This is a genomic window from Brenneria izadpanahii (assembly GCF_017569925.1).
Lineage (GTDB): Bacteria > Pseudomonadota > Gammaproteobacteria > Enterobacterales > Enterobacteriaceae > Brenneria > Brenneria izadpanahii.
Window position 1 is genome coordinate 2,639,212 of record NZ_CP050854.1, and the last position, 25,806, is coordinate 2,665,017.

A 25,806-nucleotide genomic window follows, 5' to 3' on the forward strand; every position below is an offset into this window, starting at 1 on the left:
AAACACCTCAATAACGCTTTGATTATCAAATAAAATGTATTACCGTGCCGTCCCGCATTCTTAGCAGGAAAGTCGCTTCGGACGGAATTGGAAATCGCTCTTGAATGGAATTTAGCGGGTTGCGAAATAAAATAAAATGTTAACGTTAACTTTCATGATTAACATCACATTCCAACAACGAACTGCTTTAGTTTTTTCATAGTTAACGTTAACAATTCAGCCATCGACCTGTCAGGAGTCACACTGATGAACGCTGAAACAAGAAAAACCTATATTTTATTAAGCTGCCTCTTTTTCTTTTTTTTCTTTACCTGGTCATCGACCTGCTCATTGTTATCCATCTGGCTAAACCAGTACGTAAATCTTAGAGCCACCGATACCGGCATCATCTTCTCGGCGATTTTGCTGGTGTCGTTCTGCTCGCAACCGATTTATGGTTACATCCAGGACAAACTGGGGCTGGGTAAACACCAGCTATGGTTCATTGCTCTGCTGCTGATATGCAGCGGGCCGTTTTTTATGCTGTTCGCCGATCTTCTGCGTTTCAACATTTATCTCGGCAGCATTGCCGGCGGTTTATATATCGGCGCGACTTTCAACGGCGGTATCGGCCTGCTGGAAGCCTATATTGAACGTTTTTGCCGCCTGAAAGGCATTGAATATGGCCGCTCCAGAATGTGGGGATCGCTGGGTTGGGCCGTCGCCACCTTCTTCGCCGGCATCAACTTCAACATTAATCCCTGGTACAACTTTGCGCTGGCCTCCCTTTCCGGCGGACTGTTCCTGCTGTGTCTGAGCCAGGTACGCATCGCCAAAGAAAATGCAATGAGCCAGCTTCAGTTCGGCGATCCGTCAAAAATCACCTTGGCCGACGCCGTCGGGCTGCTGCGCCTGTCGCGTTTCTGGGCGCTGGTGGTCTTTGTTATCGGCACCTGTATTTACGGCGTATACGATCAACAGTTCCCGGTCTATTTCGCTTCACAGTTTCCCGATTTGCACTCCGGCAACAGTATGTTCGGCTACCTGAATTCACTACAGGTATTCCTTGAAGCCGGCGGCATGTTCCTTGCCCCGTTCCTGGTTAACCGTATCGGCGCCAAAAATGGTTTGATTTTAGCCAGCGGCATTATGGCGTTACGCGTTATCGGATCCGGTCTGGTCAACGGCGTCGTGCTCATTTCCTTTATGAAACTGCTGCACGCCGTTGAATTACCCATCCTGTTGATTTCTTTGTTTAAATATAACAGCCTGAACTTCGACAAGCGGTTATCGACAACGATTTACCTGGTAGGCTTCACCTGTATCAGTTCCGTGGTTAGCAGCCTGCTGTCCCCTATCGTAGGTTACAGCTATGAGCTATTCGGTTTCGCCCGCACCTATCTGTTTATGGGCGGCATGGTTCTGTTCACTACGCTGGTTTCCTGTTTTCTATTGGAACCCAATAAGACTGTCCAGACGTCCCCAACTTTGACCCCGCGCACAATAAAGTGAGTTGCTATGATTGAATTAGTAGAAAAAGCCAATAGTTATATTGCCGCTACGCGGCCTTTAATCAACATGGAGTGGTATCCCTCCTGGCATTTGGCGCCGACTGTCGGCTGGATGAACGATCCGAACGGCCTGGTTTGGTATGACGGCATGTACCATGCGTTTTATCAGCATTATCCCTATGAAGCCGTCTGGGGGCCGATGCACTGGGGCCATGCCCGCAGCTACGACCTGATCCATTGGGAACATCTGCCGGTGGCGCTGGCGCCATCGGGCGCAGACGACAAAGACGGCTGTTTCTCCGGATCGGCGGTAGATAACAACGGCGAACTGTCGCTGATCTATACCGGTCACGTCCACGAGGGCGACCGCGCCAGCGATGCGGGACTACGACAGGTACAGTGTCTGGCCACCAGCCGCGACGGCATTCACTTCACGCCGCAGGGCAAGATCATCGACGCGCCGGCAGGGATCCAGCACTTCCGCGATCCGAAAGTCTGGAAAATGGGCGACTACTGGTATGTAGTGCTCGGACTGAAAGTGGAAAACCGGGGTGAGGTTCGTCTGTGGCGCTCAACCGACCTGCGTAATTGGGAGCCGCAAGGCCTGCTGGCTCGTTCGGCGCCAGGCGAAAGTTACATGTGGGAGTGTCCGGACTTTTTCCCGTTGGGCGATAAATGGGTATTGCTGTTTTCCCCGCAGGGAATGAAAGCCGAAGGCTATCGCAACCGCAATCTATTTCAGAGCGGTTATTTGGTCGGCACGTGGCAGCCCGGCGGTGAATTTGTTATTGAAACGCCATTTACCGAGATCGACGCCGGTCACGATTTCTATGCGCCGCAAACGCTTCTGTCGCCGGATGGCCGCCGCATTATGCTGGGCTGGCTGGATATGTGGGAATCCCTGATGCCGGAAAAAGAACATTTGTGGGCGGGTATGCTGTCGATGCCGCGCGAGCTGACGCTGACGCCGGACAATAGGCTGCGGGTTGTGCCTGCGGTGGAAATCGACGCCTGCTGCCAAAAAGATCAACAACGGCGCGACCTGGAGTTGAAGAACAACCGCCTGCCGTTGATTTCGGACTGCGCCGCACAGTTCGTGACGCTGGATATCGACTTACAGGCCAGCGATGCCGAGAAGTACGGCGTGTCGCTCGGCAGCGAGCCGAACAATGAGCAAGGGCTGTTTATTTACGTGGATAACCAGGCCCAGCGTCTGGTGCTGGAGCGCCGCTACCCGGCATATAACATCAGCGGCTACCGCAGCGTGCCCCTGCCCGCTTCCGATAGCCTGCAGCTGCAGATCTTTTTCGATCGTTCTTCGGTTGAAGTCTTCGTCAATGATGGCGAAAGTTGTCTGAGCAGCCGCATCTACCCGCAGGAACAGGAACGCCATCTGAGTCTGTTCGCCCAGAACGGCGCGGCCCGCATCAACAGCGTCAGCAACGGGAAAATCAGCTGATCGTTTTTGCCGCCAAACTATCAGGCATGCCAGCAGACAAGGCGGCATGCCTGATAACATGTCAATAAGAAACCGGATCTCGTTCCTTAAACCAGCGGCGTTAAGCGGCCAGGATAGCTATGGCGGCCATAAAAAAAAGCCAGCAGAGGCTGGCTAAAATAATACTGGAAGCAATGTGAGCAATGTCGTGCTCTTCTTCAGTGCCTGGGAAGAGGCGACTTCTGAAGCGCGAAAGTGATGATAATGGTTCTCAGTATCACCTGTAAAGCACTTTGTTGAGAATTTTTCTCATTTCCATACTGATTATAGGGTTCTTTCCTGACTGCTCACGCTCTTTTTATCGTGTTTTCACTCGATGCGCGTTATTCGTTCTCATTGTTTTTTAACGTCCGCGGCGCATACTTCTGCACAAAATCCTCCCAGCTATCGGCCAGTAAACTCAAATGCTGCAACTCCGTATCCAGCGTCGGTAAAGCGCGGTTACTATTCCTGAGCATCATTTCAAACTGATCGAGCATATCCACGGCGTTGCATGTGCAGTCGGCAATGGATAATGCCTGCCGCATTTCAATCTGCGCATGATAGGTTCCCCGCTTTAGCGCATCCATGTCGCTCTGTACCGCCTCCGCGTGCTTTTCATCCCCCAGGCCGGATGCAAGTAAATACTCCGCTCTGGCCGCGCCCAGTCGTATACAGTCCCGGCGCGAGACAAGCTCTCTGATATAGTTGTCGATAACTTTTGATGCAGCGGGCTGATAGGCTTCGGTGATAAAAGCCGTTTTGATAAAAGAGAGCTTCTCTTTTTTCATCGCTATTTCAAAAGATTCCACCATCGCCGTCTTTTCGCCATCCAGCGGGCTTGAGAAGGCATCATGCAACGCATTGGCGAGTTCATTGGCCGACGCATGCGTCCCTTCCATAGCGATGATAAAGAAAGACGCGGCCAAATCAGAGACGCGATCCAACGGATCGCAAAGCGAGCTATTTTTTAACTGCTTTATCTTCTCGCTTTTTGCGCTAATTTCTTCTTCGGTTAACACCGGCAATGGAGTCTCGGCTTCATGTTGCGCGCTGCCGATGCATTCATCTGCGGCGTCAATGGCTTCGAATGTCGTCATGGCAGCATCAACCGGAAAATCAGCGGCATTATCGGCAACATCCTCTTCCGATTTCTGTGAAAATTCGACGTCAGGGGTACGATGAGGCCTGATACCGTCCATCCAGCTTGCTCCATTTTTCGAACAACGTCTTAGCTATAACGGCAGCCCATTGACAGGATTTAGTAAATAATCCGTATTTATGCCGATTAACGTCGCCAAACATGATCTATGGCAAAAAATCGCCTGTTACATGTCGTCCCAATGGATGGGCGTGGCGGCAGCCTTACTCTTGATTCTCTGGCTGCGAATGACTTTCAGACCACGTAGCGCAGCGGAAAGCATATCTACTTTTCAGATTTTCGCTCGGGCCGAAAGTAATCGTCGCCGCGCCGCCTTCCATTAAAATTGTCTGCGATGTAATAAAACTTCTATTGCGATGGACAGCAGTCCATTCGAAGCCGTTTGACGCCATATCATAAAAGCCCAACGGGGTCGGCGGGAATTGCCCCACCGGCATAAGCTGCTGATCAAGACTGCTGCCTGTGGAATTAGCAACTATTTTTTGCGCCGCGCTGGCAACGTTGCGGCCAATATCGATCACTCCATTATCTGTTGGAAACAGCACCCGTTTACCGCCGTTGCGCGCCGCATACTCCCACTCAATCCTGTCAGGCAGACCCGCTTTTTGTCCGACCCGCTCGCCTAACCAGCGGCAATAACTTTCAGCCTGGGCGTAAGTCACTTCAGCCGGCGCGTCGTCTGGCGGCGTCGGCTCCGACTCGTCTGGGGCCTCTCGCGCCGGCAAGCCGGCACTGACCAAATAATGGTCAAACTGCCTGTTGGTGATTTTTGTTTTGGTCAGCGCAAAATCCTTAACGTAGACCGACATTGGGTATGAGTACAGTTGCTTAAGCGGCAAGGCATAGCTGCGCCCCTGTTCATCTTTGTCGATATACCCCATATCATATTCTCCGCCTTTCAGCGCGATGAGCAGATCGCCCAGCTTCGATTCATTGATGCTGTCATCCGCGCTTTTGGCTGGGGTAAAAAACTGGCGAACCGACTCAGCGTAAGCGCTGATCTCTTTTTTATACGGAATATTGGAGAAAAGGGTAAAGGTTCTGGAGAAAAGCATAAACGGCAATATATAAGCCAGAACCAACGACGTAAGATAAATTTTAGTTCCGCGTTTCATCATGACTCCATATTGCGCAGCGAGCGGTGATCTTTCCTTTGCCACCCGGCAGATTATCCGGTTGGATCCCGGCAAAATCCCGATCGTGGACGGTAACCCCCTTCCCCAAACTATCGGCGTAAAATGCCAAAGGGCGAATAACTTTAGCCGGTCCTTCCTCACTATAGGAAGGTTCAGAGGGACCGACGGGATCAATCGCGAGCGAGTTTCCCCGCGCTTTTTCACTGTACCAGTCGTAAACCCATTCCTTGCCATTGCCGATAAGATCGTAAATGCCCAGCGGATTCGGCGTTACCGAGCCGACATTCACAACATTGGCGTCTAACATAAACAGGTTAGAGAATATCTCTCTATCTTCAGGCACATTCCGCCCTGGCTGGATGGTGCCGTCATCGGTGGCGAAGCCATTATATTGCCCGCGGTTACGCGCGGCGTATTCCCACTGCGCTTCGGTCGGCAAATGCATCGGCTGATTAACCTGTCGCCCAACCCATTGACAATAGGCTTCGGCGTCCTGCCAACTTATTTGCGCAGGAAACTGCGCAAATGGCGGGCTATGCCTGATATTCCAGAAGAGATAGTTTATATACTGCCCGGAGGGAAACGGATTGACCAATCGCTGATGAGCGGCCAGAAAGAGATCGAAATCCTGATTGGTGATTTTGTATTTCGATAAAGCATAGTCGCTCAGCTGGACGGGATAGACCGGACTACCCGCGCATGAGGCTATCAGAGGATAGTTGCGGCAATCATCAGGCCCCATGGTAAAACGGCCGCCGTTGATAGCAACCATATTCGCCAACGCGCGCTTCACCAAATCGGCCTGGAGGATTTTCACCATGTCAGCATCGGGCACAATCGGCTCCGACGGCTCATAGGATTCATCGTCTTTATCAACGCCAAAGTAGAAATCATAAAAATAAATGGCTTTAGCCATCCCGCCGCTGTAGAGCATCGAAACGATCAGCACCAGCAATACAGAGCTGACTTGAAGCATTCTCAGGGAGACTTTGATTAAAAATTTTATGCTACTGCGAACTATACTCATCCCGTTATCCCATCCATTTTTTGCGTTACTGCATTAATCCGAAACGAGTATTAAATTAGCAACCCTGCCATCCTTTATCCCCGATAGGCCGATGTACAGACCCTCGCAGGCGGACTCTATAATAAGAAATCAAAAAATCGGTTATTTTACAACAAATTACCGGGATTATTATAATATTTCCGCCCCGTCCGAAAATTGATAGCGCTCGGCACCCAATCCAGGGCGAATCGCTGACCAAACGGACATAGCGCGACATCCGTTGCCGGTAAAAATGGTCGGAAAGTCGTCATACGCGCATAACACTGTGGGGAGGATCGGCATAGTGCGGTACACTCTGTCTATTACGTATTGACTGAAAAATCTCGTATGTCTGGAAAAACCTGTTTCGCACTGGCATTAGCCTGGCTGGCGATACCTGCTTTGGCGTCCTCTTTTCCCTCGGCCCCGGCTGCCCCGGCACCGTTGGCCGATATCCGCCAAAGTGGTTTCGTCTATTGCGTAAACGACGTGCTGAATACCTTTAATCCGCAAATGGCGCGCAGCGGCGTCACGATCGATACCCTGGCGGCTCAGCTTTACGATCGCTTGCTGGATGTCGATCCCTATACCTACCGGCTGATGCCGGAATTGGCCCAGCATTGGGAAGTGCTGGATGACGGGGCGACGTATCGTTTTTATCTGCGCCGCGACGTTTATTTTCAAACCACCAACTGGTTCAGCCCCACCCGTAAACTGAACGCGGATGATGTCCTGTTCAGCTTCCAACGCATGCTGAATAAAGATCACCCCTATCATGACGTCAACGGCGGCGAGTATCCCTATTTCGACAGTTTGCAGTTCGCCGATTCCGTCAAGAGCATTCGTAAGCTGGGGGAATACAGCGTTGAAATTCGCCTGAACAAGCCAGACGCCTCTTTTCTCTGGCATTTGGCAACGCACTATGCGCCGATTCTCTCCGCCGAGTACGCCCAGGTTCTGGCTGAGAACGATAAGAAAGAGTTATTGGATCGCGAGCCGGTCGGCACCGGTCCTTATCGGTTGGATGAGTATCGCAACGGACAATATATTCGTCTAACGCGTAACGACGCCTACTGGCGCGGCCAGCCCCGCATGCAGCAGGTCGTGGTTGATCTCGGTTCGGGCGGTACTGGCCGCCTGTCTAAATTGCTGACCGGCGAATGCGATATTCTGGCTTATCCCGCCGTTAGCCAATTGGCGATTTTACGTAACGATCCGCGTTTGCGCCTGTCATTACGTCCAGGAATGAACGTCGCCTATCTGGCGTTTAATGTGCGTAAACCGCCGTTGGACGATCGCCGCATGCGCGAAGCCATTGCGCTGGCGATAAACAACGATCGGCTGATGCAATCAATCTATTACGGCACGGCTGAAACGGCCGCCTCGATTTTGCCGCGCGCTTCCTGGGCCTATGATAATGACGCGAAAATAACCGAATACAATCCGGCGAAATCCCGGCGGTTATTACACGAGTTGGGAATAACCAATATCAGTCTGCGCCTGTGGGTGCCCAGCGCGTCGCAATCCTACAATCCCAGCCCGCTGAAAACCGCAGAGCTGATCCAGGCCGACCTGGCTCAGGTTGGCATACAGGTGACGATTGTGCCGGTTGAGGGCCGCTTTCAGGAAGCCAGGCTGATGGAACTCAGCCACGATTTAACCCTTGCCGGCTGGACGACGGACAGCAATGACCCGGACAGTTTTTTCCGTCCGTTATTGAGCTGCGCCGCTATTCCGTCCCAAACCAACTATGCTCACTGGTGCGATTCCGGTTTTGATGAAGTGCTGCAAAACGCCCTATCTTCGCAGCAATTATCAAAACGCATCGAATACTACCAACAGGCGCAAAAAATACTGGCTGACCAACTGCCGGTTTTACCGTTGGCATCCTCCTTACGCCTGTTGGCTTATCGTTATGATATGAAAGGGATTGTGCTTAGCCCGTTCGGCAATGCCTCATTTGCCGGCGTTTTTCGGGAAAGTGACGGTGACCGCGCCGAGGGAGCCGCGCCACAAGAACCTTCTTCGCAAAACGCCGCTGAAGGAGAAACACCGTGATTATCTTTACCCTGCGCCGCCTGCTATTGCTGCTGGTTACGCTGTTCCTGCTGACGCTGCTGGGTTTCAGCCTGAGTTATTACACCCCGCATGCGCCGCTCAACGGCGCGGCGCTGTTTGATGCGTACCGTTTTTATCTCACCAGCCTGTTGCAGGGCGATTTCGGCCGCTCCAGCATCAACGGCCAGGCCATTATCGTACAGTTAAAAGAGGTGTTCCCGGCGACCATCGAACTTTGTCTGCTGGCTTTCGCGCTCTCTTTGCTGGTAGGGATCCCGTTGGGCATTACCGCCGGGGTAATGCGAAACAAAGGGCCGGATATCATTATCAGTACGCTGGCGCTGGTCGGTTTTTCCCTGCCGGTATTCTGGCTGGCGCTGCTGCTCACGCTGTTTTTCTCATTGCATCTTGGCTGGCTGCCGGTATCAGGACGTTTCGATCTGCTCTATCAGGTCAAAAGCGTCACCGGCTTCGCGTTGATCGATGCCTGGCTGTCCGACTCTCCGTATCGCAACGAGATGATGATCAGCGCGATTCGGCATATGGTTCTGCCTATTACCGTGCTTGCCGTCGGGCCGACGACGGAGGTTATAAGACTAATGCGCATCAGCACCACCGACGCGATGAGTAAAAACTACATCAAGGCGGCGGCGACACGCGGCTTATCGCTGCTGACCATTATTCGCCGCCATCTCCTGCACAATGCATTGCCGCCGATTATGCCCAAGCTGGGGCTACAGTTTTCGACCATGTTGACGTTGACCATGATTACCGAAGTGGTATTCAACTGGCCGGGGCTGGGTCGCTGGCTGGTCAATGCCATTCGCCAGCAGGATTACGCCGCGATCTCCGCGGGCGTTATCGTCGTCGGCGCGATGGTCATTACGGTCAACGTATTGTCAGATATTGGAGGTGCAATGACTAACCCGCTGAAACATAAGGAGTCGTATGCCCTTCGATAACGTTTACAGCGAAAAACGCGTTCCCAGCCGTCTGGGGGATACCTGGCGGGTATTCCATCAGGATACGCTGGCCATGATCGGTTTTTACGGCTTTCTTATTTTGCTGGGGCTGTGCCTGTTCGGGAAACTGCTGGCTCCCTATGATGTCGGCCAGCAGTTTCTGGGTTATCAGATGCTGCCGCCATCCTGGTCGCACTATGGCGAAGTCTCTTTCTTTCTCGGTACGGACGATCTAGGGCGCGACCTGTTAAGCCGTTTGCTAAGCGGCGCGGCGCCCACCGTCGGCTCGGCATTGATCGTCACGCATGCGGCGGCGCTGTTTGGCGTCATTTTAGGCATTTTGGCCGGCGTAACCCACGGGCTGCGCTCCGCCATGCTCAACCATATTCTCGATACGCTGCTGTCGATTCCGTCGCTGCTGCTGGCCATCGTGGTGATCGCCTTTATTGGTCCCCGGCTGGAGCACGCCATGCTGGCCGTATGGCTGGCGCTGGTTCCCCGCATGGTGCGCACGATATACAGCACCGTTCACGATGAGATGGACAAAGAGTACGTTATCGCCACCCGGCTTGACGGCGCATCGACGTTTTACATTATCTGGCGCGTAGTATTGCCGAATATTGCGGGAGTTTTGGTTTCTGAATTTACTCGCGCCCTATCCATCGCCATTCTGGACATCGCCGCATTGGGATTCCTTGATCTTGGCGCGCAGCTGCCGACCACCGAATGGGGCGCTATGCTGGGCAATTCGTTGGAACTGGTCTATGCCGCCCCGTGGACGGTGATGTTGCCCGGCGCGGCCATCGCCGTCAGCGTGCTGATTGTTAATCTGCTTGGGGACGGCATTCGCCGCGCCCTGGTGGCAGAAACGGAATAATGGCGGAGACGAAATTATGGCATTACTCGATATTCGTAATCTGACCATTGAGTTACTCACCTCGGAGGGCGCGGTAAAAGCCGTCGATCGGGTCAGTATGACGCTCAATGAAGGAGAAATCCGCGGGCTGGTGGGCGAATCCGGTTCCGGCAAAAGTCTGATAGCCAAGGCTATCTGCGGTATCACCAAGGATAACTGGCGGGTTACCGCCGATCGTTTCCGCTTCGATGACATAGATCTGCTGCAGCTGTCGCCGCGTGAACGGCGCAAACTGGTAGGCCACAACGTCTCGATGATTTTTCAGGAGCCGCAGTCCTGTCTGGATCCTTCTGAAAACATTGGACGCCAGCTAATACAGGTCATTCCCGGCTGGACTTATAAAGGCCGTTGGTGGCAGCGGTTCAACTGGCGGAAACGCCGGGCCATCGAGCTGCTGCACCGCGTCGGCATTAAAGATCACAAAAATATCATGGGCAGCTACCCTTATGAGCTTACCGACGGGGAGTGCCAAAAGGTGATGATCGCCATCGCGCTGGCGAATCAGCCGCGCCTGCTGATCGCCGACGAACCGACCAATGCCATGGAATCCACCACGCAGGCGCAGATTTTCCGCCTCCTGTCGCGGCTGAATCAGAACAACAACACCACTATCCTGCTGATTAGCCATGACCTGCAAACCATGAGCAAATGGGCTAACCGGATTAACGTGCTCTATTGCGGCCAAACGGTGGAAAGCGCCACCAGTGAAGATCTGATTAGCGCGCCGCATCATCCTTATACCCAGGCGCTGATTCGGGCGATGCCGGATTTTGGCCGTTCGCTGCCGCATAAAAGCCGCCTGAATACCCTGCCGGGCGCGATCCCCTCGCTGGAGCATTTGCCTGTCGGCTGCCGGTTGGGGCCACGCTGCCCCTACTCGCAGAAAAAATGCATGCAAGCACCCCTGCTGCTGTCGGTCAAGAACCATTGGTACGCCTGCCACTTCCCGCTCAATATGGAGGAATCCTGATGGTTGAAACGTTACTTGAAGCGCGTAACCTGACCAAAACATTCCGCTATCGCACCGGTCTGTTTCGCCGTCAGCACGTTGAGGCGGTGAAGTCCGTCAGTTTTACCTTACGCGAACGTCAGACCTTAGCCATCGTCGGTGAAAATGGCTCCGGAAAATCCACGCTGGCGAAAATGCTGGCGGGCACCATCGCCCCCACCTCCGGCGAGTTGCTGATCGACGATCATCCGCTGCATTACGGCGATTATAACTACCGCAGCCAGCGTATCCGCATGATTTTCCAGGATGCGGGCAATGCGCTGAATCCTCGCCAGCGCATTGGCCAGTTGCTGGATGTAACATTGCGCCTGAATACCGATCTCAGCGCCGAAGCGCGAGAAAAAGCCATCAACCTGACGCTGCAACAGGTCGGGCTACGGCCGGATCATGCCTACTATTATCCCCACGCGCTGGCCCCAGGGCAGAAACAGCGCGTCGGATTGGCGCGCGCGCTGATTCTGCAGCCGAAAGTCATCATCGCGGATGAAGTGTTGGCGTCGCTGGATATGTCTATGCGATCACAGATTATTAATCTGATGCTGGAGCTCCAGGAAAAACATGGCATCTCTTACATTTATGTCACTCAGCATCTGGGCATGATGAAACACGTCAGCGATCAGATTCTGGTTATGCAGGCGGGCGAAGTGGTCGAGCGCGGCAGTACCGCCGACGTGCTGGCCTCCCCGCTGCATGAACTGACCAAGCGGTTGATCGCCAGCCATTTCGGCGAAGCGCTGAGCGCCGATGCCTGGCGGCAGGATGGCGCGCAGTTTTAAACGGAAATGCCGCCGGAGAGTGGCATTGGCGGCTTGAAAAAGGGAAGAAAGGCTAAAAAAGCGGCGATACTGCTTCGGAGTACCCTAATTTGCTCCATACATGGTAGAATCGCCCGGTTTATTCACCTCGGTCATCATTAACTAATTACATTTATTATTGATGACTGCAGCAACAATGTTCACAAGGATTACTGCTATGGGTTTTCTTACCGGTAAGCGCATTCTGGTAACTGGCGTCGCCAGTAACCGCTCCATTGCATTCGGTATCGCGCAGGCAATGCACCGCGAAGGGGCTGAACTGGCGTTCACGTATCAAAATGATAAATTGAAATCTCGCGTTGAAGGCTTTGCCGGCGAACTGGGTTCCAGCATTGTTCTGCCGTGTGATGTCGCTGAAGATGCCAGTATTGAAGCGCTGTTCGCCGAACTGGGCAAAGTCTGGCCGAAATTCGACGGTTTCGTGCACTCCATCGCTTACGCGCCGGGCGATCAGCTTGACGGCGATTATGTTGATGCGGTAACCCGCGAAGGTTTCGGCATCGCTCACGATATCAGTTCTTACAGCTTCGTGGCGATGGCGAAAGCCTGCCGCAACATGCTGAATCCGAATTCCGCGCTGGTTACCTTGTCCTATCTGGGCGCGGAACGCGCCATCCCTAACTACAACGTAATGGGCCTGGCGAAAGCGTCTCTGGAAGCGAACGTGCGTTATATGGCGAACGCCATGGGCGCTCAGGGCGTGCGCGTTAACGCCATCTCCGCGGGTCCGATCCGCACGCTGGCCGCGTCTGGCATCAAAAACTTCAAGAAAATGCTGTCCCACTGCGAAGCGGTTACGCCGATTCGCCGCGTCGTCACCATTGAGGATGTCGGCAACTCGGCGGCGTTTTTGTGTTCCGACCTGGCTGCCGGTATCTCCGGTGAAGTTCTGCACGTCGACGGCGGCTTTAATATCGCCGCGATGAACGAGCTGGAACTGGATAGTTAATCGGCAAAAACGGGTAATGATTAAAAACCGTGTTTAATGGCAAATCCATGGTGATGAGGTCGAGATACCTGGAGCGAGCACGGGGATGAGGCGTCCCGGCGGGAACCTCCCCCCGTGTAACGCCGCTTGCGGCGGCCCAAAGAGCGAGCTACGCTAGCGGGGACGAGTAATAACAGGCTTTGTCAACAGACTGAAACCCCCACGATGCCTCGTGGGGGTTTTTTAATTACAACTCAAAAATGTTGGTGCGCACGTTGTTGATATACAGTTCTCTGCGTTCTCCGGCGGGCAGCCGGACGGCGGCCTGCGACCAGGCCGGCTTGAACTGGCCTTCGCTGGTGAAGGTGATATCAATACGCTGACTATCGCTGACGATTTTCCAGCGCAGCCACAGCCCCTGCCCTTGCCGCCACGCCCAGGTTTCGCCATCATCCTCAAACAGCAGCCCGCTGTCTTCCCCGCGGCCTATCGGCGGGAACAGCAGAAACTCGCGCTGATTATCCTCTTCATGGCGGACAAACGCCGTGCGCGCGGAAAGCGGAAGCATTGCGCCGGCGCGGATTATCAGGGGAAGACGTTCCAGCGGCGCATCCAAAGTGATGGTTTGTCCGCCGCTGTACCACTGCCCTTGATAAAAGTCGTACCATCCCTGCTCGTTGGCCGGCAGGTAAACCTCGCGCCGCCGCTGTCCCGGTTCCACCACGCTGGCCACCAACACATCCTGCCCCAGCATAAAATCGTCGGTTTCGGCGAAAGTGGCTTCATCGTGTTCGTGATCGAGGAACGTCGGCCGCAGCATCGGTTCATCCTCGGCGCTGGCCCGCCAGAATAAGGTATAAAGATACGGCAGCAGGCGGTAACGAAGCGCGATGGCGCTGCGGATCGCCGGGGTGACTTCAGGATACATCCAGGGTTCGTTGACGGTATGATCGTCATTCCATGAGTGAATGGTAAAGCGCGGGTGCATCACGCCGTTCTGAACCCAGCGGACAAACAGTTCGGCATCCGGTTTATCCCCGGAGAAACCGCCGACATCGTGCCCGACGTTATAGATACCGGAAAGACTCATGCCGACGCCCATGCGGGTGTTGTAACGCAGCGTCTGCCAGTTGGTGCGATTATCGCCGCTCCAGGTCTGAACATAGCGCTGCATGCCCGCGCAGCCGGAACGGGAAATCAGATAAGGACGCAGCTGCGGCGCAAAACGCTGCTGCGCTTCCAGCGAGGCGCGCATCATCAGTAATGGCATCAACGGCCGGATATTCTTAATCGCGATCTGGTCGCCAAAACCGTGGCAGCGCGCTTCGCCGTCCCAAACCTCATACTCGTTATTGTCGTTCCAGGTCGAATCAATGCCTTTTTCCAGCAGTTGGCGGGTGACGTTCTCTTGCCACCAGTCCACCGTCGCCGGGTTGGTGAAGTCGAGATGCGAACCTTCATCATCCCAGAAGCTGGAACGCTCAGGCGCATCAGACTCCGAATCGCGAATAAATAAGCCCTGCTGCGCGACTTCCGCGTATTTAGGATGATCCTGCAACAGACAGGGTTTGATATTGGCCGCCAGCTTGAGGCCCGCATCATGAAAAGCCTGCGACATCACTTCCGGCTGCGGCACCTTGTCGTAATTCCAGTTAAAGACATAGCGCTTGTTATTAATAGAGGTATAACCGGACGACAACTGAAACGAGTCGCACGGAATATCATGCCGGCGGCACAGTTCGATAAACTTCATCAGTTGATTCTGCGCATCCGGCGCATCGGTGTAGTGCATGGTGGAACCGCTGTATCCCAGGCTCCACTTCGGCCCGAATAACGTTTTCCCGGTCAGGCGGACAAAGGCTTTGGTGACATCCAGCACGCGCGATCCAAGGAAAAGATAGTAATCCAGATCCCCGGCTTCAGCCTGATAACGCCGATATGCCTGATGGTAATTATCGATTTCATTCCCCAGATCCAGCCAGGTGCTGCTCAGGTTGTCATAAAACAGACCGAAGCTGACATCCTTACGCCGGGTGATGGTAAAAGGAATATGCTTATACAGCGGATCGGTGGTTGCCGCGTTATAGCCCATCGCATCCAGATTGCGGAATTCAAAGCGTCTGCCGTTACGGTTGAGATCGCCGGCTTTTTCCCCCAGCCCATAGTAACGATCTTCAGCAAAACGACGCTGGTAGTGAGCAACGCCATCGCCGTGCATATTGAGCATATAGGCGCTGGTGGTGCGATCCATCGCCAGTTGCTGCCATTCCCCCTGCGCATTGAGATATTCCCACTCCAGCCACAGCGGCTGATGGATGATCACCCGCATTCGTTCGGTGCCGACGCGTAAACCGCCGTCATATTCTTCCAGCGAGAATCCCGGCAGGCTAAACCCCTCGCTGCTTTCCCTGCTGCGCCCCTCCCACGGAACATCCTGCTGGGGAGCGATGCTCCAGGTGCGTTTCAGCTTCAGTTCGCCATTCTGCTTAATCAACACCCGGCCCAGGTCCGATTCCAGAATGTATAAGCGGAAAATGTGTTTTCCATCGACCAGCAGTTCGATATGGTCTTGAGTCTGATGGCGAAATACCCAATTTTTTAGCGTTTTCATACAGCGCCCTTTTCAGGATGATTAGCAAAGATAAAAATTAAATCTGACGAGTTTTCTGCCGGCGTTCAGCGATAAAGGCGATCAGGAATACCGCGCCGATCAGGTCGAAAAAGCCCATCGCGATAAACAGCGGGTTAAAGCCGATTTTGTCTGCGGTCACGCCGATCAACAGCGAGAACAGGAAACTGGCGATCCAGGCAAAGGAGCCGCGCATACCGTTAACCGTCGCCATCTGCCCCTTGTCAAATGACTCGACAACCAGCGCGCTAAGCATGCAGGAGATAACCTGGTGGCCGAATCCGCCGATGGAAATCAGCAGGATCGCCAGCCAGGGATCCCTGGCAATGGCGACCAGCGCCAACGACAGCATCAGGAATGCCCCGGTCACCGAACTGGCGATAATGGAATTAACGCGCGAATAACCAAACCAGCGTACATACAGGCGGGTCAGGTAGCCGCTGGCGACGCTGCCGAGATCGGCCGCCAGGAACGGCAGCCAGGCGAACATGGCGATCTGCTTAAGATCCATGCCGCGCTCGCTGGCCAGATAAAGCGGAACCCAGAAACTCAGCACCGCCCAGGCCGGTTCAGCCATGAACGCCGGAATAGCGATACCGTAGAAACGTTTATTTTTTGATACGGTTTTCAGCGCGGTGAAAAACGGTAATTTAACCGGAGCGGGTTCGTTATCCTGGCGGATAAAGTCCAGCTCTTCACGGCTCAGATTCGGGTGTTTTATCGGGTCATGGTAAAACACCCACCACAGCACCACCCACAGCATTGCCAACCCGCCGGTGAACATAAACGCGCCCTGCCAGCCGAAATTGACATGCGCGATCACGATAATCGGCGGCGCCAGCATAGCGCCGATGGAGAATCCGACGCCCGCCCAGCCCGAGGCGATCGGACGTTCCTTTTTAGGGAACCACTCGCCAATCGTTTTGGCGTTGGCGGGCGTCGCCGCCGCCTCGGAAGCCCCCATAAAGAAACGAAGGATGGCAAGATGCAGCCAGCTTCCGGCTCCGGCATGCAGCATACACATAACGGCCCAGATAATGGCGCAAACCATAAAACCGATCTTTAAACCGATAACGTCGATCAGCCAGCCACAAAGCGGTTGGAAAATGGTGTAAGCCAGTTGGAAGGCGCCGACAATCCATGAGTACTGTTCGGTCGTGATATTCAGACTGTCTTTTAGTTCCGGAGCTAATATGCCGAGTGAGTTACGGGTGATGTAGTTAACGGTCACGCCGAGCAAGAATAGCGTCAGCACCCACCAGCGAAGGTTCTTGAATTTGCGTTTCCCCGTTGTACTCGCAGGTGTTTGATTAATATCGATACTCATAATGAGCTCCTTGCAAGGAGGTAAAGTTATATTGGCCTGACATGTCAATGCACTTTTGTGTTTTTTTATGCATCAGATCACATCAATTCTTTTATGTTGTTGTATTAATTGCATTTAAATTACAAACCAATTATCTATACATCACAAATTGGTTTACCAAATTCAAAGTAGAGCAATTGAAAACAACGCGACACTCACTTTTTTGCAAGGATTTTCATGATATGCTCAAAATTGTATCAAACTGGCTGATACGGCCTATCGTGACACGGTTTGTTCCTTATGAAAATTTTGTCATTTGCTAAGTTGAACGAGATCACAAAATGAAAAGAAACCTGAAAATACGAGAAATTGCCGCGCAAACGGGGCTATCTATCAGTACGGTTTCGCGCGTATTGTCTGGTAAGGCCAATACCAGTGAGTCGGCTAAAAAACGCATTCTTAACTGCGCCCGGCAATACGGCGTACTGGACAATTTGGTCACCGGACGGCTGTTATTAAACAGCCTGATGGTGTTTGCTCCTCAGCGCGCTTTTGACGTGCGGTCTGATATCTTTTATCACAAAGTGATCCAAAGCATCATTGACGCGCTTGCTCCGCATGAGGTGCGGCTGCGCTACTGCGGCCTGGACGAAAATAACAGCGACGTGCCCCTGTTCCTGGATAAAATGGGCGATCCGGATACCGAAGCGGCGATACTCATCGGCATTGACGACCCCTATATTCATTCGCTGGCGGCGGATATGGGGAAACCCTGCGTTCTGATTAACTGCATCGATCGCAAAATGAAGCTGCCCAGCATCGCGCCCGATCACCGGCTGATTGGGGAACACTCGGCTGATTATCTGTTTGAACTGGGGCATCGAGATATCCTCAGCCTGCTATGCTTGCGGCGCTATACCATGGAATGGCGTCTGGCCGGGATCCGCGAGGCTTATCAGAACCATAATTTGCCGTTCATCGATCAATACAATCTACTGGCTATACGGAACTTCGGCACGGCGGAATCCGAACAGGCGGTAGCCGAGTTTCTGGCGAATTGTCCATGCGAAAGAAGGCCGACAGCAATTCTGGCGGGAGGGGATTTTATCGCCGTCGGCGCCGTCAATGCGCTGCAACAGGCGGGATTGCGCGTACCGCAGGATATCTCGGTGATGAGTATGGACGGGTTTAATCTGGCGTCGATTCATGACATCCCGCTGACTTCCGTGCATGTGCCGCGCGAAGAGTTGGGCGAAGAAGCGGTCCGGCAGCTGCAATATCTGTTGATGCGTCCTGATGCCCCCACCGGCAGCCTGCTGTTGAACGGAAGATTGGTCGTACGCGACTCGGTCAGGCGCATTCGTCCCAGCAAGACGCACTCGCCGGTGCAGGACGAGGATCTCTACGATTAACGGCTCAGCACCCGGCCGCGTTGTTATCCCGTAGCCACTGCCGCGCGGCGTCGAAGAAATTCTGCGCCAACGGCGTAACCTTCCCGGCCGGCGCCACAACGATAGCCGCGCATCGTTGCATCGGCGGCAGCGCGATAGCCCGCAGACGCAGATCCGGCGTCATTTCCGCCATCAGGCTGCCCCGCGGCACAATCGCGCATCCCAGCCCGGTAAAAACGCTCTGTATCTGTTGCAGGATCGAACTGCTTTCCACTTTCACCCAGGGCGTTATGCCCGCTTCACGAAAATGGGCGTCCAGGTAGCGGCGGAAATAGCGGCTGGATTCGGCCAGACACAGCGGCAGCGCGGTCAGTTCGCCCAACGTCAGCGGCGTCTCCCCCGCCAGTTGAGGAAAATGCCGGGGATGAAACAGCAGCTCAACGCCTTGTTCCGTCAGATGAGCGATTTGGAACCGCCACTCCTGTAAAATCGCAAGCTCAAAAAATCCGATGCCGACATCGACGGAATGCGCATGCAACGCTTCCAATAACTGATCGGCGCTAAACAGCGATATCTGAAAATCCAGCTCAGGATAGCGATGGCCGACGGCCGTCAGCATTTGCGGCAAGGCGATGCTGCTCTGCGGCACCGCTCCAATCCGCAATATTCCTCTGTTGCCGCGCTTCAACGCGGCCACTTCCATTTTCAATCCCTGATACACCGAGACGATCTCCCTCGCCCAGGCCAGCACCCGTTCCCCTTCCGCCGTAAAGCCCTCAAAATTGTTCCCGCGATTAATCAGCGCCAGATCCAACTCGCGCTCCAGATTTTTTAACCGCATCGAAAGCGTCGGCTGACTAACGAAACTGGCCTCGGCCGCGCGCCCGAAGTGGCGCTCTTTTTCCAGATTACAAAGGTAAATAAGCTGTTTTATATCCATATCATTCCTTCCAACCTGGCGTTGCGGCATTTACCGACCGCGCCGGCCGCGCTAAAAATAAGTCGCCACGACAGTAACCTAACCCCTACAGGCGTGAACCCTTAGTATATCACCGCACAACTCAACGACGCCGGGCCGTTCGACGAGCGCTTGTCTATATAACTACCTGTCTATACTATCTGATTGAATGGATATGCCGAACGGGAGAAAGACGAGATGATTGATAAACATTCCTTTATCCCTTTTTATCTACAGATCGAGCAGATATTGGGGCGTCAAATCCGCGAAAATGAACTGAAGCCCGGCGATCCCCTGCCGACTGAAGCGGAAATGTGTCAGCAGTACCAGGTTTCGCGCATGACGGCGCGCAAAGCGGTGGATTACCTGGTCAGACAGGGATTGGTTGAGCGTTTTCGCGGCCGGGGAACCTTTGTCGCGCAGCCGGATACGCGAGTTAAAATTCAACTGCCGCTGGACCAGCATCTCACCTCCAGCGAAGTCGCCAACAGCATCCAGCGCAGGATCGTCAATCAATTGCTGCATTTTTCCCTGCAGCCGGCAACCCTTGATATCGCCCACGCACTCCAGATCGCCGAAAATACGCCGGTTTACTATATGGTGCGCCTGCGTTTAATCGACGGTACGCCGTTCGTCTATGAGCAATCCTGGATGAATCAAGCGCTGTTCCCCGATCTAAGCGAGCAGGTGCTCAATCAGTCAAAATACGCCTATCTTAAATCGAAAGGGTATGACGCCGTAGGCAGCCACAAACAGATATTTGCCGAATTGCCCCCTTCCGAAGTCCGGGAAGCGCTGGGGCTGGCGCGCGACGAGCCCGTTCTGCGCGCCAACGTTATCGCCTTCTTCGCCGACGAATCGCCTTTCGAACTATCCAATGTCTATTACAACCAGCGGCACTATACCTTTACGCTTGATGCGCCGCTGCGGCCATTATTGTCGTGGTGACCGCCCCGCCGCCGGACGGCGGAACTACTTCAACTCCGGCCAGTAGCCTTTATTGGCGTCAATCAGCGCATCCAGCACCTTGCGGGCTTTTTTGGCGTCCACCACCAGCCGGTTGAGCGTCAGCGCCTGCAACGCCTTATTGTAGGAGCCTTCGAACCACGCTTCGATCGTCAGACGTTCATAGGCAAACTGTTGTTCAATCATCCCTTTATAGAAGGTCGGGATATTGCCGACGCCATAAGGCCGGGGACCGTTTATGCCCAGCGTCGCCGCCACTTCCACCATCGCCGTATCATCCAGGTTATTCACCAGCCCGTTATTTTCCACGATCACCACGAAAATCCGGTGCTGGTTGTAAGCGATAGATTCCGCCACCTCGACGATCATATCGCCGTGCGCGTCGTTATGCACCACGCTGGCGTCTTTCGTCGTACCGGCTTTTACCGCCGCGCGGCAGGTTTCAAACACCCGCTTTTCCCGTCCGGCCATCACTTCGTTGGCGCGGGTATAGTTCGGGTCCAGCTTGCTGAGCTTATAATCGGGATAGAGGTAATATTGCAGATAGGTGTTCGGCAGGTAGTCTGGAAAATCGCGCAGCATATCGGCGACCACCGCATAGGTGTCCAACCACGACCGGTCGCGCTGCTCCGCGTCCGCCGGCTTAAATCCCTGATTACTGATAATCTGTTTCAACTGCGGCAGCAGATCCACGCCATCCCGATCATACAGATGCGTAAACCAGCCAAAGTGGTTCAGGCCGAAATAGACCGGTTCGAATTCATTGACATCCCGCCCCAGCAGCCGGGCGTAAGAACGCAGCAGATTAACCGGCTGATCGCAGATGTTCAGGATGCGCCGATCGTGGGGAAATTTCACCCGCAGCGCATCGGCCACGATCGCGGCGGGATTGGTGTAGTTGAGGATCCACGCATCCGGCGAACGGGCGCGGACATTCTGCACCAATTCAATCATATCGCCGATAGAGCGCATACCATAGGCAAAACCGCCCGGCCCGCAGGTTTCCTGTCCGATTACGCCGAGGGAAAGCGGGATTTTTTCATCTTTCTCCCGCATTTCATATCCGCCGGTGCGCATCTGACAAAAGACAAAATCCACATCACGAAAGGCCTCGTCAATGTCGGTGGTATAGGAAAACTCCAGCGCCGGATACTCTTCGCTAAACAGCAATTTGGCGAAATCCCCAATCACCGCCTGACGCTCGGCATTAACGTCAAACATGACCAGCCGTCTGAGCGGAAAGGTTTGCTGCCGTTTGCACAAGGCTTTCAGCAGTCCCGGCGTCCAGGTCGAACCGCCGCCAACAATCACAATACTGTATGTCTTCGTCATAGCCATTTCCCGTTTTGTCCGATGTAAGTTACGTTACCCTGTCACTCCAAGCGCGGTTTTGACATCATTGGCGATTTTTTCCACTTTCGGGCCATAAATCACCTGAATGTTATGCTCATTAACGCGCTTAATACCGTTTGCGCCGGTCGTCATCAGGGTCTTATCGACGACCAGACTCATGTCTTTCACCAGCACGCGCAGACGGGTAAAGCAGCAGTCCACCTCCTCAATATTGGTTTCGCCCCCCAATCCGGTGATGATGTTTTTTGTGCGTTCGTCAGCGCCGATCGGCGCCGTTTCAGACGCCGGCTCCTCAGACTCCCGTCCTGGCGTCTCAACGTTCATCCGTTTGATAATCAATTTGAATGAGAAGTAATAGGCGATGAAGTAAAACAGCCCCAGTAAAACCGCATACCACCACTTGGTTTTCAAACCGCCCAGCACGCCGAACACCACCAGATCGATAGCGCCGCCCTGAATATTGCCGATCATCAGATGCAGCATGGACATCAGCATGAACGACACCCCGCTCAATACGGCGTGAACCAGATATAAAACCGGTGAGACGAAGATAAAGCAGAATTCCAGCGGCTCGGTGATACCGGTGGTAAAAGAGGCCAACCCCCCCGCCAGCATCAACGCTTTCACCCGTTTTTTATGCTGCGGGCGAGCGCATTGATACATCGCCAGCGCCGCGCCCGGCAGTCCAAACATCATGATGGGAATTTTGCCTTGAGCCAGAAATTGCGTGGCTTCACGGATAACCTCATCGCTAACCGCCCCCGGATGAGTCAGCGACGCATTGAAGATATTCAGCGCGCCGACCACCGTTTGACCATCAATGGTCGCCACGCCGCCAATGGGGGTAAAGCGCACGGTTTCATTTAAAATATGGTGCAGCCCGGTGGGGATCAGAATGCGTTCGGAAAAGCCGTACAGGAACGCGCCATACTGTCCGCTGTGACCGATTAATTCGCCGACCCAGGCGATGCCTTTACCAATGGTCGGCCAAATCAGCGCCAGTCCGACGCCCACCAGCGGCAAACACACCACCGTAATGATAGGAACAAAGCGCCGACCGCCAAAAAAGCTGATGGCCGTGGGGAGTTCGATGGTGTAAAAGCGGTTGTGCAACATCGCCGTGAGCACCCCGGCTATCACGCCGCCCAGTACGCTCATGTTGTAGGTGAAGATCCCCAGCGTTTGGGTAAATTCGGCGGCGTACATCAACGCGGCGGTATGCTCCATGCCCGCCGACGTCAGCGCATCGACCGTGGTGGTCGCGGGCGTCAGATTCTGCGCCGTCAGCGTCGCCATCACCCCAACGTGCATGGAAATAAAACCAATCACCGCGGCGAAAGCGGCCGTCGGTTTCTCTGCGCTTGCCAGCCCTATCGCACTGGCGACCGCAAAAAACAGCGGCAGGTTGGCAAACAGCGCCCCCGCCACCTGGCGAATAAAACCGATAATCAACTGCGGGATCTGCATATCGGTGAATGCATCACCGGTGACCGCAGGGTTTTGCATTGCCGCCGCCAGCCCCAGGAAAACCCCAGCGGCGGCGATTACCGAAATCGGCATCATGAGTGCCTTACCAAAGGCGTGAACCTTATTGCCAAGATCTTTCATTATTTGCCCTTCCTGTTTTTCCATACTGATTAAGTAATAGCCGGGAAATGACAAACTTTGTCTATACAACTAGACAAAAGATCAATAATTCGCGCCTGATCACATTTTAATCACACCTCAGTCACAATAAATGCCCTCTATCCCGTCATAGTCCTATTTGATTAGACGATAACGCGAGCGCCACCTAGACTCGCCAAAGGAAAGCAAATTTTTAAATAAATGTTCACATATAAAAAACATTCTCACCTGCGGATCTAACCATGAAATTCAAACCATCCATCAAGCCGTACCGCAACGCAGCGGGCGGATGGGGCTCATTGGAAGCCACAACCCGATTTGTGCTGGATAGCAAGCAAGCGCTAAAAAATATCCGAAACTTGTTACGGGTCAATAAATCCAAAGGATTTGACTGCCCCGGATGCGCCTGGGGCGATGACAACCACAGCACGTTCAGCTTCTGTGAGAACGGCGCTAAAGCGGTAAGTTGGGAAGCGACCCGCAAAGCGGTGGATCTGGAATTCTTCGCGGCGCACAGCGTCGCCAGACTGCGCCAACAAAGCGACTATTTTCTGGAATATCAGGGGCGGCTGACCCACCCGATGCGTTATGACCGCGCAAGCGACCGGTATGTTCCCATCAGTTGGGACGATGCCTTTGCGTTGATCGCCCGGCATATCAAGAAGATGGATCACCCTAATCAACTGGAGCTCTACACCTCGGGACGCGCAAGCAATGAGGCCTCTTACCTGTATCAGCTTTTTGGCCGCATGCTGGGCACCAACAACTTCCCCGACTGCTCCAACATGTGCCACGAAGCCAGCGGCACCGGGCTGAAACAGAGCATTGGCGTGGGTAAAGGAACCGTCCGTCTGGATGATTTCGAACATGCCGACGCCATTTTTGTTTTTGGGCAAAATCCCGGCACCAATCACCCAAGAATGCTGCACAGCCTGCGGCATGCCGCCGATCGCGGGGCGCATATCGTCTCGTTCAATACGCTGCGCGAACGCGGTCTGGAACGTTTCGCCAACCCGCAAAATCCGCTGGAATTACTGACCCCGCTGGCGGGCGCCATCAGCGAAACCTACCTGCAACCCAACCTGGGGGCGACATGGCCGCCGTGCGCGGCATGGTGAAGGCGCTGCTGGAAACGCACCGCCAGCGGTTTAACGCGGGTGAAAGCGGGCTGTTCGATATGGATTTTCTCTCCTCATACACCCAACAGGCCGAAGCGTATCTGGCCGTTGTCGATGATACCAGTTGGCGGAAAATCGAACGGCAGTCCGGCCTGACGGAAGCGCAATTGCGCGCCGTGGCCGCGATTTACCAGCAATCGCCGCGGGTGATTTGTACCTGGGCGATGGGCGTTACCCAACATAAGCACTCGGTGGCGACCGTTCGTGAAATCGTCAATCTGCAACTGCTGTTCGGCCAATTGGGCAAACCCGGCGCCGGCCTATGTCCGGTACGCGGCCATAGCAACGTTCAGGGCAACCGGACGATGGGGATCGACGAAAAGCCATCCAGCGAATTTCTGGCCCGGCTGGCGGAGCACTTTAACTTCATCCCGCCCCGTGAAGCGGGACATAATACGGTAGAGGCGCTGGAAGCCATGCTGCGCGATGAGGTGAAAGTATTGATCGCCCTGGGGGAAATCGGGCGCCGCGGCGCCCGATTCGCCCCGCACCGAAGAGGCGCTCGGCCGCTGCGACCTGACCGTACACATCAGCACCAAGCTGAATCGCAGCCATCTGATTACCGGCAAGGCCGATGCGCTGATCCTGCCTACGCTGGGCCGCACCGACCTTGACGTTCAGGCCAGCGGGCCGCAGTTTATTACCGTGGAAGACTCTTTCAGCATGGTGCACGCCTCCGAAGGCGTCGGCCAGCCATTGTCGCCATTTCAACGCTCCGAAACCGCCATCGTCGCCGGTATCGCCGATGCAGTGTTGGGTAATGAAAAACTGGATTGGCTGGCGCTGGCCGATGATTACTCCCGCATCCGCGATCATATTGCCGCCACCATCCCCGGTTTTGAAAACTTCAATGAGAAATGCAGCCTGCCGGGCGGGTTTTATCTCGGCAATGCGGCGGCCGATCTGCGTTTCGCTACCGCCAGCGGTAAAGCGCAGTTCAGTCATGCGCCGCTGCCGGACTCATTATTCCCGCAGTTGGGGGAACAGAACGTGCCCTTCACGCTGCAAACGCTGCGTTCGCACGATCAATACAACACCACGATTTACGGCCTTGACGATCGCTACCGCGGCGTTTACGGCCAGCGCGAGGTACTGTTTATTCATCCGGATGACATGGCGGCGCAAGGGTTGAAAGACGGCGATCTGGTGGATATCGAAACCCTGTGGAATGATGGCGTCACCCGCAAGGTCAGCGGTTTCCGGCTGGTCGGCTACAACATTCCCCGCGGGAATCTGGCGGCCTATTACCCGGAAACCAATCCGCTGGTGCCGCTCTCCAGCTACGGCGACGAAACCTTTACCCCGACATCAAAATCGGTGCCGGTGAAGATATCCCTCACGGAGCAAAGCGAGCCGCTGCTGCGTATCGCCTGATCCAATTCCGATCAGGAGCTGGCGTAA

18 protein-coding genes and 1 pseudogene are annotated in these 25,806 nt (G+C 54.2%); 11 read left to right on the top strand and 8 right to left on the bottom strand.

What is annotated here, in order from left to right:
- The first annotated feature begins 246 nt into the window (after nucleotides 1-246).
- Together HC231_RS11885 and HC231_RS11890 are read left to right on the top strand one after the other, a co-directional pair.
- Nucleotides 247-1,491: an MFS transporter gene (locus HC231_RS11885; RefSeq protein ID WP_208231150.1), complete on the top strand. Its 1,245-nt coding sequence runs from the start codon at nucleotides 247-249 to the stop codon at nucleotides 1,489-1,491.
- A 6-nt stretch (nucleotides 1,492-1,497) separates the two neighbouring features.
- A complete protein-coding gene (locus HC231_RS11890; protein WP_208231151.1) occupies nucleotides 1,498-2,949 on the top strand; it encodes a glycoside hydrolase family 32 protein in 1,452 nt (483 codons plus the stop codon).
- A gap of 362 nt (nucleotides 2,950-3,311) precedes the next feature.
- On the opposite strand, the gene HC231_RS11895 is transcribed toward HC231_RS11890, so the two are convergent.
- The 3 genes from HC231_RS11895 to HC231_RS11905 all read right to left on the bottom strand — a co-directional run bounded on the left by HC231_RS11895 (nucleotide 3,312) and on the right by HC231_RS11905 (nucleotide 6,241).
- Entirely contained in the window at nucleotides 3,312-4,169 is an 858-nt protein-coding gene (locus tag HC231_RS11895) for a hypothetical protein (RefSeq protein ID WP_208231152.1), read from the bottom strand.
- A gap of 163 nt (nucleotides 4,170-4,332) precedes the next feature.
- Complete coding sequence (locus tag HC231_RS11900) at nucleotides 4,333-5,247, bottom strand: formylglycine-generating enzyme family protein (protein WP_208231153.1); 915 nt, start codon at nucleotides 5,245-5,247, stop codon at nucleotides 4,333-4,335.
- A complete protein-coding gene (locus tag HC231_RS11905) occupies nucleotides 5,228-6,241 on the bottom strand; it encodes a formylglycine-generating enzyme family protein (protein ID WP_208231154.1) in 1,014 nt (337 codons plus the stop codon). Before HC231_RS11905 ends, HC231_RS11900 begins: the two co-directional genes overlap by 20 nt.
- A gap of 417 nt (nucleotides 6,242-6,658) precedes the next feature.
- Between HC231_RS11905 and sapA the strand changes: the two genes are divergently transcribed.
- From sapA to fabI, 6 genes are all read left to right on the top strand, one after another.
- Nucleotides 6,659-8,368 (top strand): ABC transporter substrate-binding protein SapA, encoded by a 1,710-nt coding sequence (sapA, locus tag HC231_RS11910; RefSeq protein WP_208231155.1) that lies wholly within the window; start codon nucleotides 6,659-6,661, stop codon nucleotides 8,366-8,368.
- Nucleotides 8,365-9,330 carry a putrescine export ABC transporter permease SapB gene (gene sapB / locus HC231_RS11915; protein ID WP_208231156.1) on the top strand — a complete coding sequence of 322 codons (966 nt, stop codon included), beginning with the start codon at nucleotides 8,365-8,367 and terminating at the stop codon, nucleotides 9,328-9,330. The genes sapA and sapB overlap by 4 nt, the downstream gene beginning before the upstream one ends.
- A complete protein-coding gene (sapC, locus tag HC231_RS11920) occupies nucleotides 9,317-10,207 on the top strand; it encodes a putrescine export ABC transporter permease SapC (protein ID WP_208231157.1) in 891 nt (296 codons plus the stop codon). Before sapB ends, sapC begins: the two co-directional genes overlap by 14 nt.
- A gap of 16 nt (nucleotides 10,208-10,223) precedes the next feature.
- Nucleotides 10,224-11,216, top strand: a complete 993-nt coding sequence (gene sapD, locus HC231_RS11925; protein ID WP_208231158.1) for a putrescine export ABC transporter ATP-binding protein SapD — start codon at nucleotides 10,224-10,226, stop codon at nucleotides 11,214-11,216.
- The gene (gene sapF, locus HC231_RS11930) at nucleotides 11,216-12,031 is read left to right on the top strand and encodes a putrescine export ABC transporter ATP-binding protein SapF (protein WP_208231159.1); all 816 of its coding nucleotides are present in this window, start codon (nucleotides 11,216-11,218) and stop codon (nucleotides 12,029-12,031) included. The genes sapD and sapF overlap by 1 nt, the downstream gene beginning before the upstream one ends.
- Nucleotides 12,032-12,227: 196 nt before the next feature.
- The gene (fabI, locus tag HC231_RS11935; RefSeq protein WP_208231160.1) at nucleotides 12,228-13,019 is read left to right on the top strand and encodes an enoyl-ACP reductase FabI; all 792 of its coding nucleotides are present in this window, start codon (nucleotides 12,228-12,230) and stop codon (nucleotides 13,017-13,019) included.
- A 226-nt stretch (nucleotides 13,020-13,245) separates the two neighbouring features.
- Here the strand turns inward: fabI and HC231_RS11940 are convergent, their stop codons facing one another.
- Nucleotides 13,246-15,609 carry a glycoside hydrolase family 31 protein gene (locus tag HC231_RS11940; RefSeq protein WP_208231161.1) on the bottom strand — a complete coding sequence of 788 codons (2,364 nt, stop codon included), beginning with the start codon at nucleotides 15,607-15,609 and terminating at the stop codon, nucleotides 13,246-13,248.
- Between the two features lie 37 nt (nucleotides 15,610-15,646).
- Entirely contained in the window at nucleotides 15,647-16,954 is a 1,308-nt protein-coding gene (locus tag HC231_RS11945) for an MFS transporter (RefSeq protein WP_208231162.1), read from the bottom strand.
- 320 nt (nucleotides 16,955-17,274) lie between these two features.
- On the opposite strand from HC231_RS11945, the gene HC231_RS11950 reads away from it, so the two are divergent.
- Complete coding sequence (locus HC231_RS11950; RefSeq protein WP_208231163.1) at nucleotides 17,275-18,345, top strand: LacI family DNA-binding transcriptional regulator; 1,071 nt, start codon at nucleotides 17,275-17,277, stop codon at nucleotides 18,343-18,345.
- A gap of 4 nt (nucleotides 18,346-18,349) precedes the next feature.
- On the opposite strand, the gene HC231_RS11955 is transcribed toward HC231_RS11950, so the two are convergent.
- Entirely contained in the window at nucleotides 18,350-19,264 is a 915-nt protein-coding gene (locus HC231_RS11955; RefSeq protein ID WP_208231164.1) for a LysR family transcriptional regulator, read from the bottom strand.
- A 216-nt stretch (nucleotides 19,265-19,480) separates the two neighbouring features.
- Here HC231_RS11955 and HC231_RS11960 point away from each other — a divergent pair, with 216 nt between their 5' ends.
- Nucleotides 19,481-20,230: a GntR family transcriptional regulator gene (locus HC231_RS11960; protein WP_208231165.1), complete on the top strand. Its 750-nt coding sequence runs from the start codon at nucleotides 19,481-19,483 to the stop codon at nucleotides 20,228-20,230.
- Nucleotides 20,231-20,254: 24 nt separating this feature from the next.
- On the opposite strand, the gene HC231_RS11965 is transcribed toward HC231_RS11960, so the two are convergent.
- Both HC231_RS11965 and HC231_RS11970 read right to left on the bottom strand, forming a co-directional pair.
- Nucleotides 20,255-21,580 (bottom strand): 6-phospho-alpha-glucosidase, encoded by a 1,326-nt coding sequence (locus HC231_RS11965; RefSeq protein WP_208231166.1) that lies wholly within the window; start codon nucleotides 21,578-21,580, stop codon nucleotides 20,255-20,257.
- 33 nt (nucleotides 21,581-21,613) lie between these two features.
- On the bottom strand, nucleotides 21,614-23,209 hold the full coding sequence (locus HC231_RS11970; RefSeq protein ID WP_208231167.1) for a PTS transporter subunit EIIC: 1,596 nt from the start codon (nucleotides 23,207-23,209) through the stop codon (nucleotides 21,614-21,616).
- Between the two features lie 260 nt (nucleotides 23,210-23,469).
- On the opposite strand from HC231_RS11970, the pseudogene HC231_RS11975 reads away from it, so the two are divergent.
- Nucleotides 23,470-25,779 (top strand): annotated as a pseudogene (locus HC231_RS11975) (FdhF/YdeP family oxidoreductase).
- Nucleotides 25,780-25,806: the final 27 nt, after the last annotated feature.

What these genes read in the sequence shown, in the direction of transcription:
- HC231_RS11885 (WP_208231150.1), top strand. Translation starts at nt 247, where the DNA reads ATGAACGCTGAAACAAGAAAAACCTATATTTTATTAAGCTGCCTCTTT.
- HC231_RS11890 (WP_208231151.1), top strand. Translation starts at nt 1,498, where the DNA reads ATGATTGAATTAGTAGAAAAAGCCAATAGTTATATTGCCGCTACGCGG.
- HC231_RS11895 (WP_208231152.1), bottom strand. Translation starts at nt 4,169, where the DNA reads ATGGACGGTATCAGGCCTCATCGTACCCCTGACGTCGAATTTTCACAG.
- HC231_RS11900 (WP_208231153.1), bottom strand. Translation starts at nt 5,247, where the DNA reads ATGATGAAACGCGGAACTAAAATTTATCTTACGTCGTTGGTTCTGGCT.
- HC231_RS11905 (WP_208231154.1), bottom strand. Translation starts at nt 6,241, where the DNA reads ATGCTTCAAGTCAGCTCTGTATTGCTGGTGCTGATCGTTTCGATGCTC.
- sapA (WP_208231155.1), top strand. Translation starts at nt 6,659, where the DNA reads ATGTCTGGAAAAACCTGTTTCGCACTGGCATTAGCCTGGCTGGCGATA.
- sapC (WP_208231157.1), top strand. Translation starts at nt 9,317, where the DNA reads ATGCCCTTCGATAACGTTTACAGCGAAAAACGCGTTCCCAGCCGTCTG.
- sapD (WP_208231158.1), top strand. Translation starts at nt 10,224, where the DNA reads ATGGCATTACTCGATATTCGTAATCTGACCATTGAGTTACTCACCTCG.
- sapF (WP_208231159.1), top strand. Translation starts at nt 11,216, where the DNA reads ATGGTTGAAACGTTACTTGAAGCGCGTAACCTGACCAAAACATTCCGC.
- fabI (WP_208231160.1), top strand. Translation starts at nt 12,228, where the DNA reads ATGGGTTTTCTTACCGGTAAGCGCATTCTGGTAACTGGCGTCGCCAGT.
- HC231_RS11940 (WP_208231161.1), bottom strand. Translation starts at nt 15,609, where the DNA reads ATGAAAACGCTAAAAAATTGGGTATTTCGCCATCAGACTCAAGACCAT.
- HC231_RS11945 (WP_208231162.1), bottom strand. Translation starts at nt 16,954, where the DNA reads ATGAGTATCGATATTAATCAAACACCTGCGAGTACAACGGGGAAACGC.
- HC231_RS11950 (WP_208231163.1), top strand. Translation starts at nt 17,275, where the DNA reads ATGAAAAGAAACCTGAAAATACGAGAAATTGCCGCGCAAACGGGGCTA.
- HC231_RS11955 (WP_208231164.1), bottom strand. Translation starts at nt 19,264, where the DNA reads ATGGATATAAAACAGCTTATTTACCTTTGTAATCTGGAAAAAGAGCGC.
- HC231_RS11960 (WP_208231165.1), top strand. Translation starts at nt 19,481, where the DNA reads ATGATTGATAAACATTCCTTTATCCCTTTTTATCTACAGATCGAGCAG.
- HC231_RS11965 (WP_208231166.1), bottom strand. Translation starts at nt 21,580, where the DNA reads ATGACGAAGACATACAGTATTGTGATTGTTGGCGGCGGTTCGACCTGG.
- HC231_RS11970 (WP_208231167.1), bottom strand. Translation starts at nt 23,209, where the DNA reads ATGAAAGATCTTGGCAATAAGGTTCACGCCTTTGGTAAGGCACTCATG.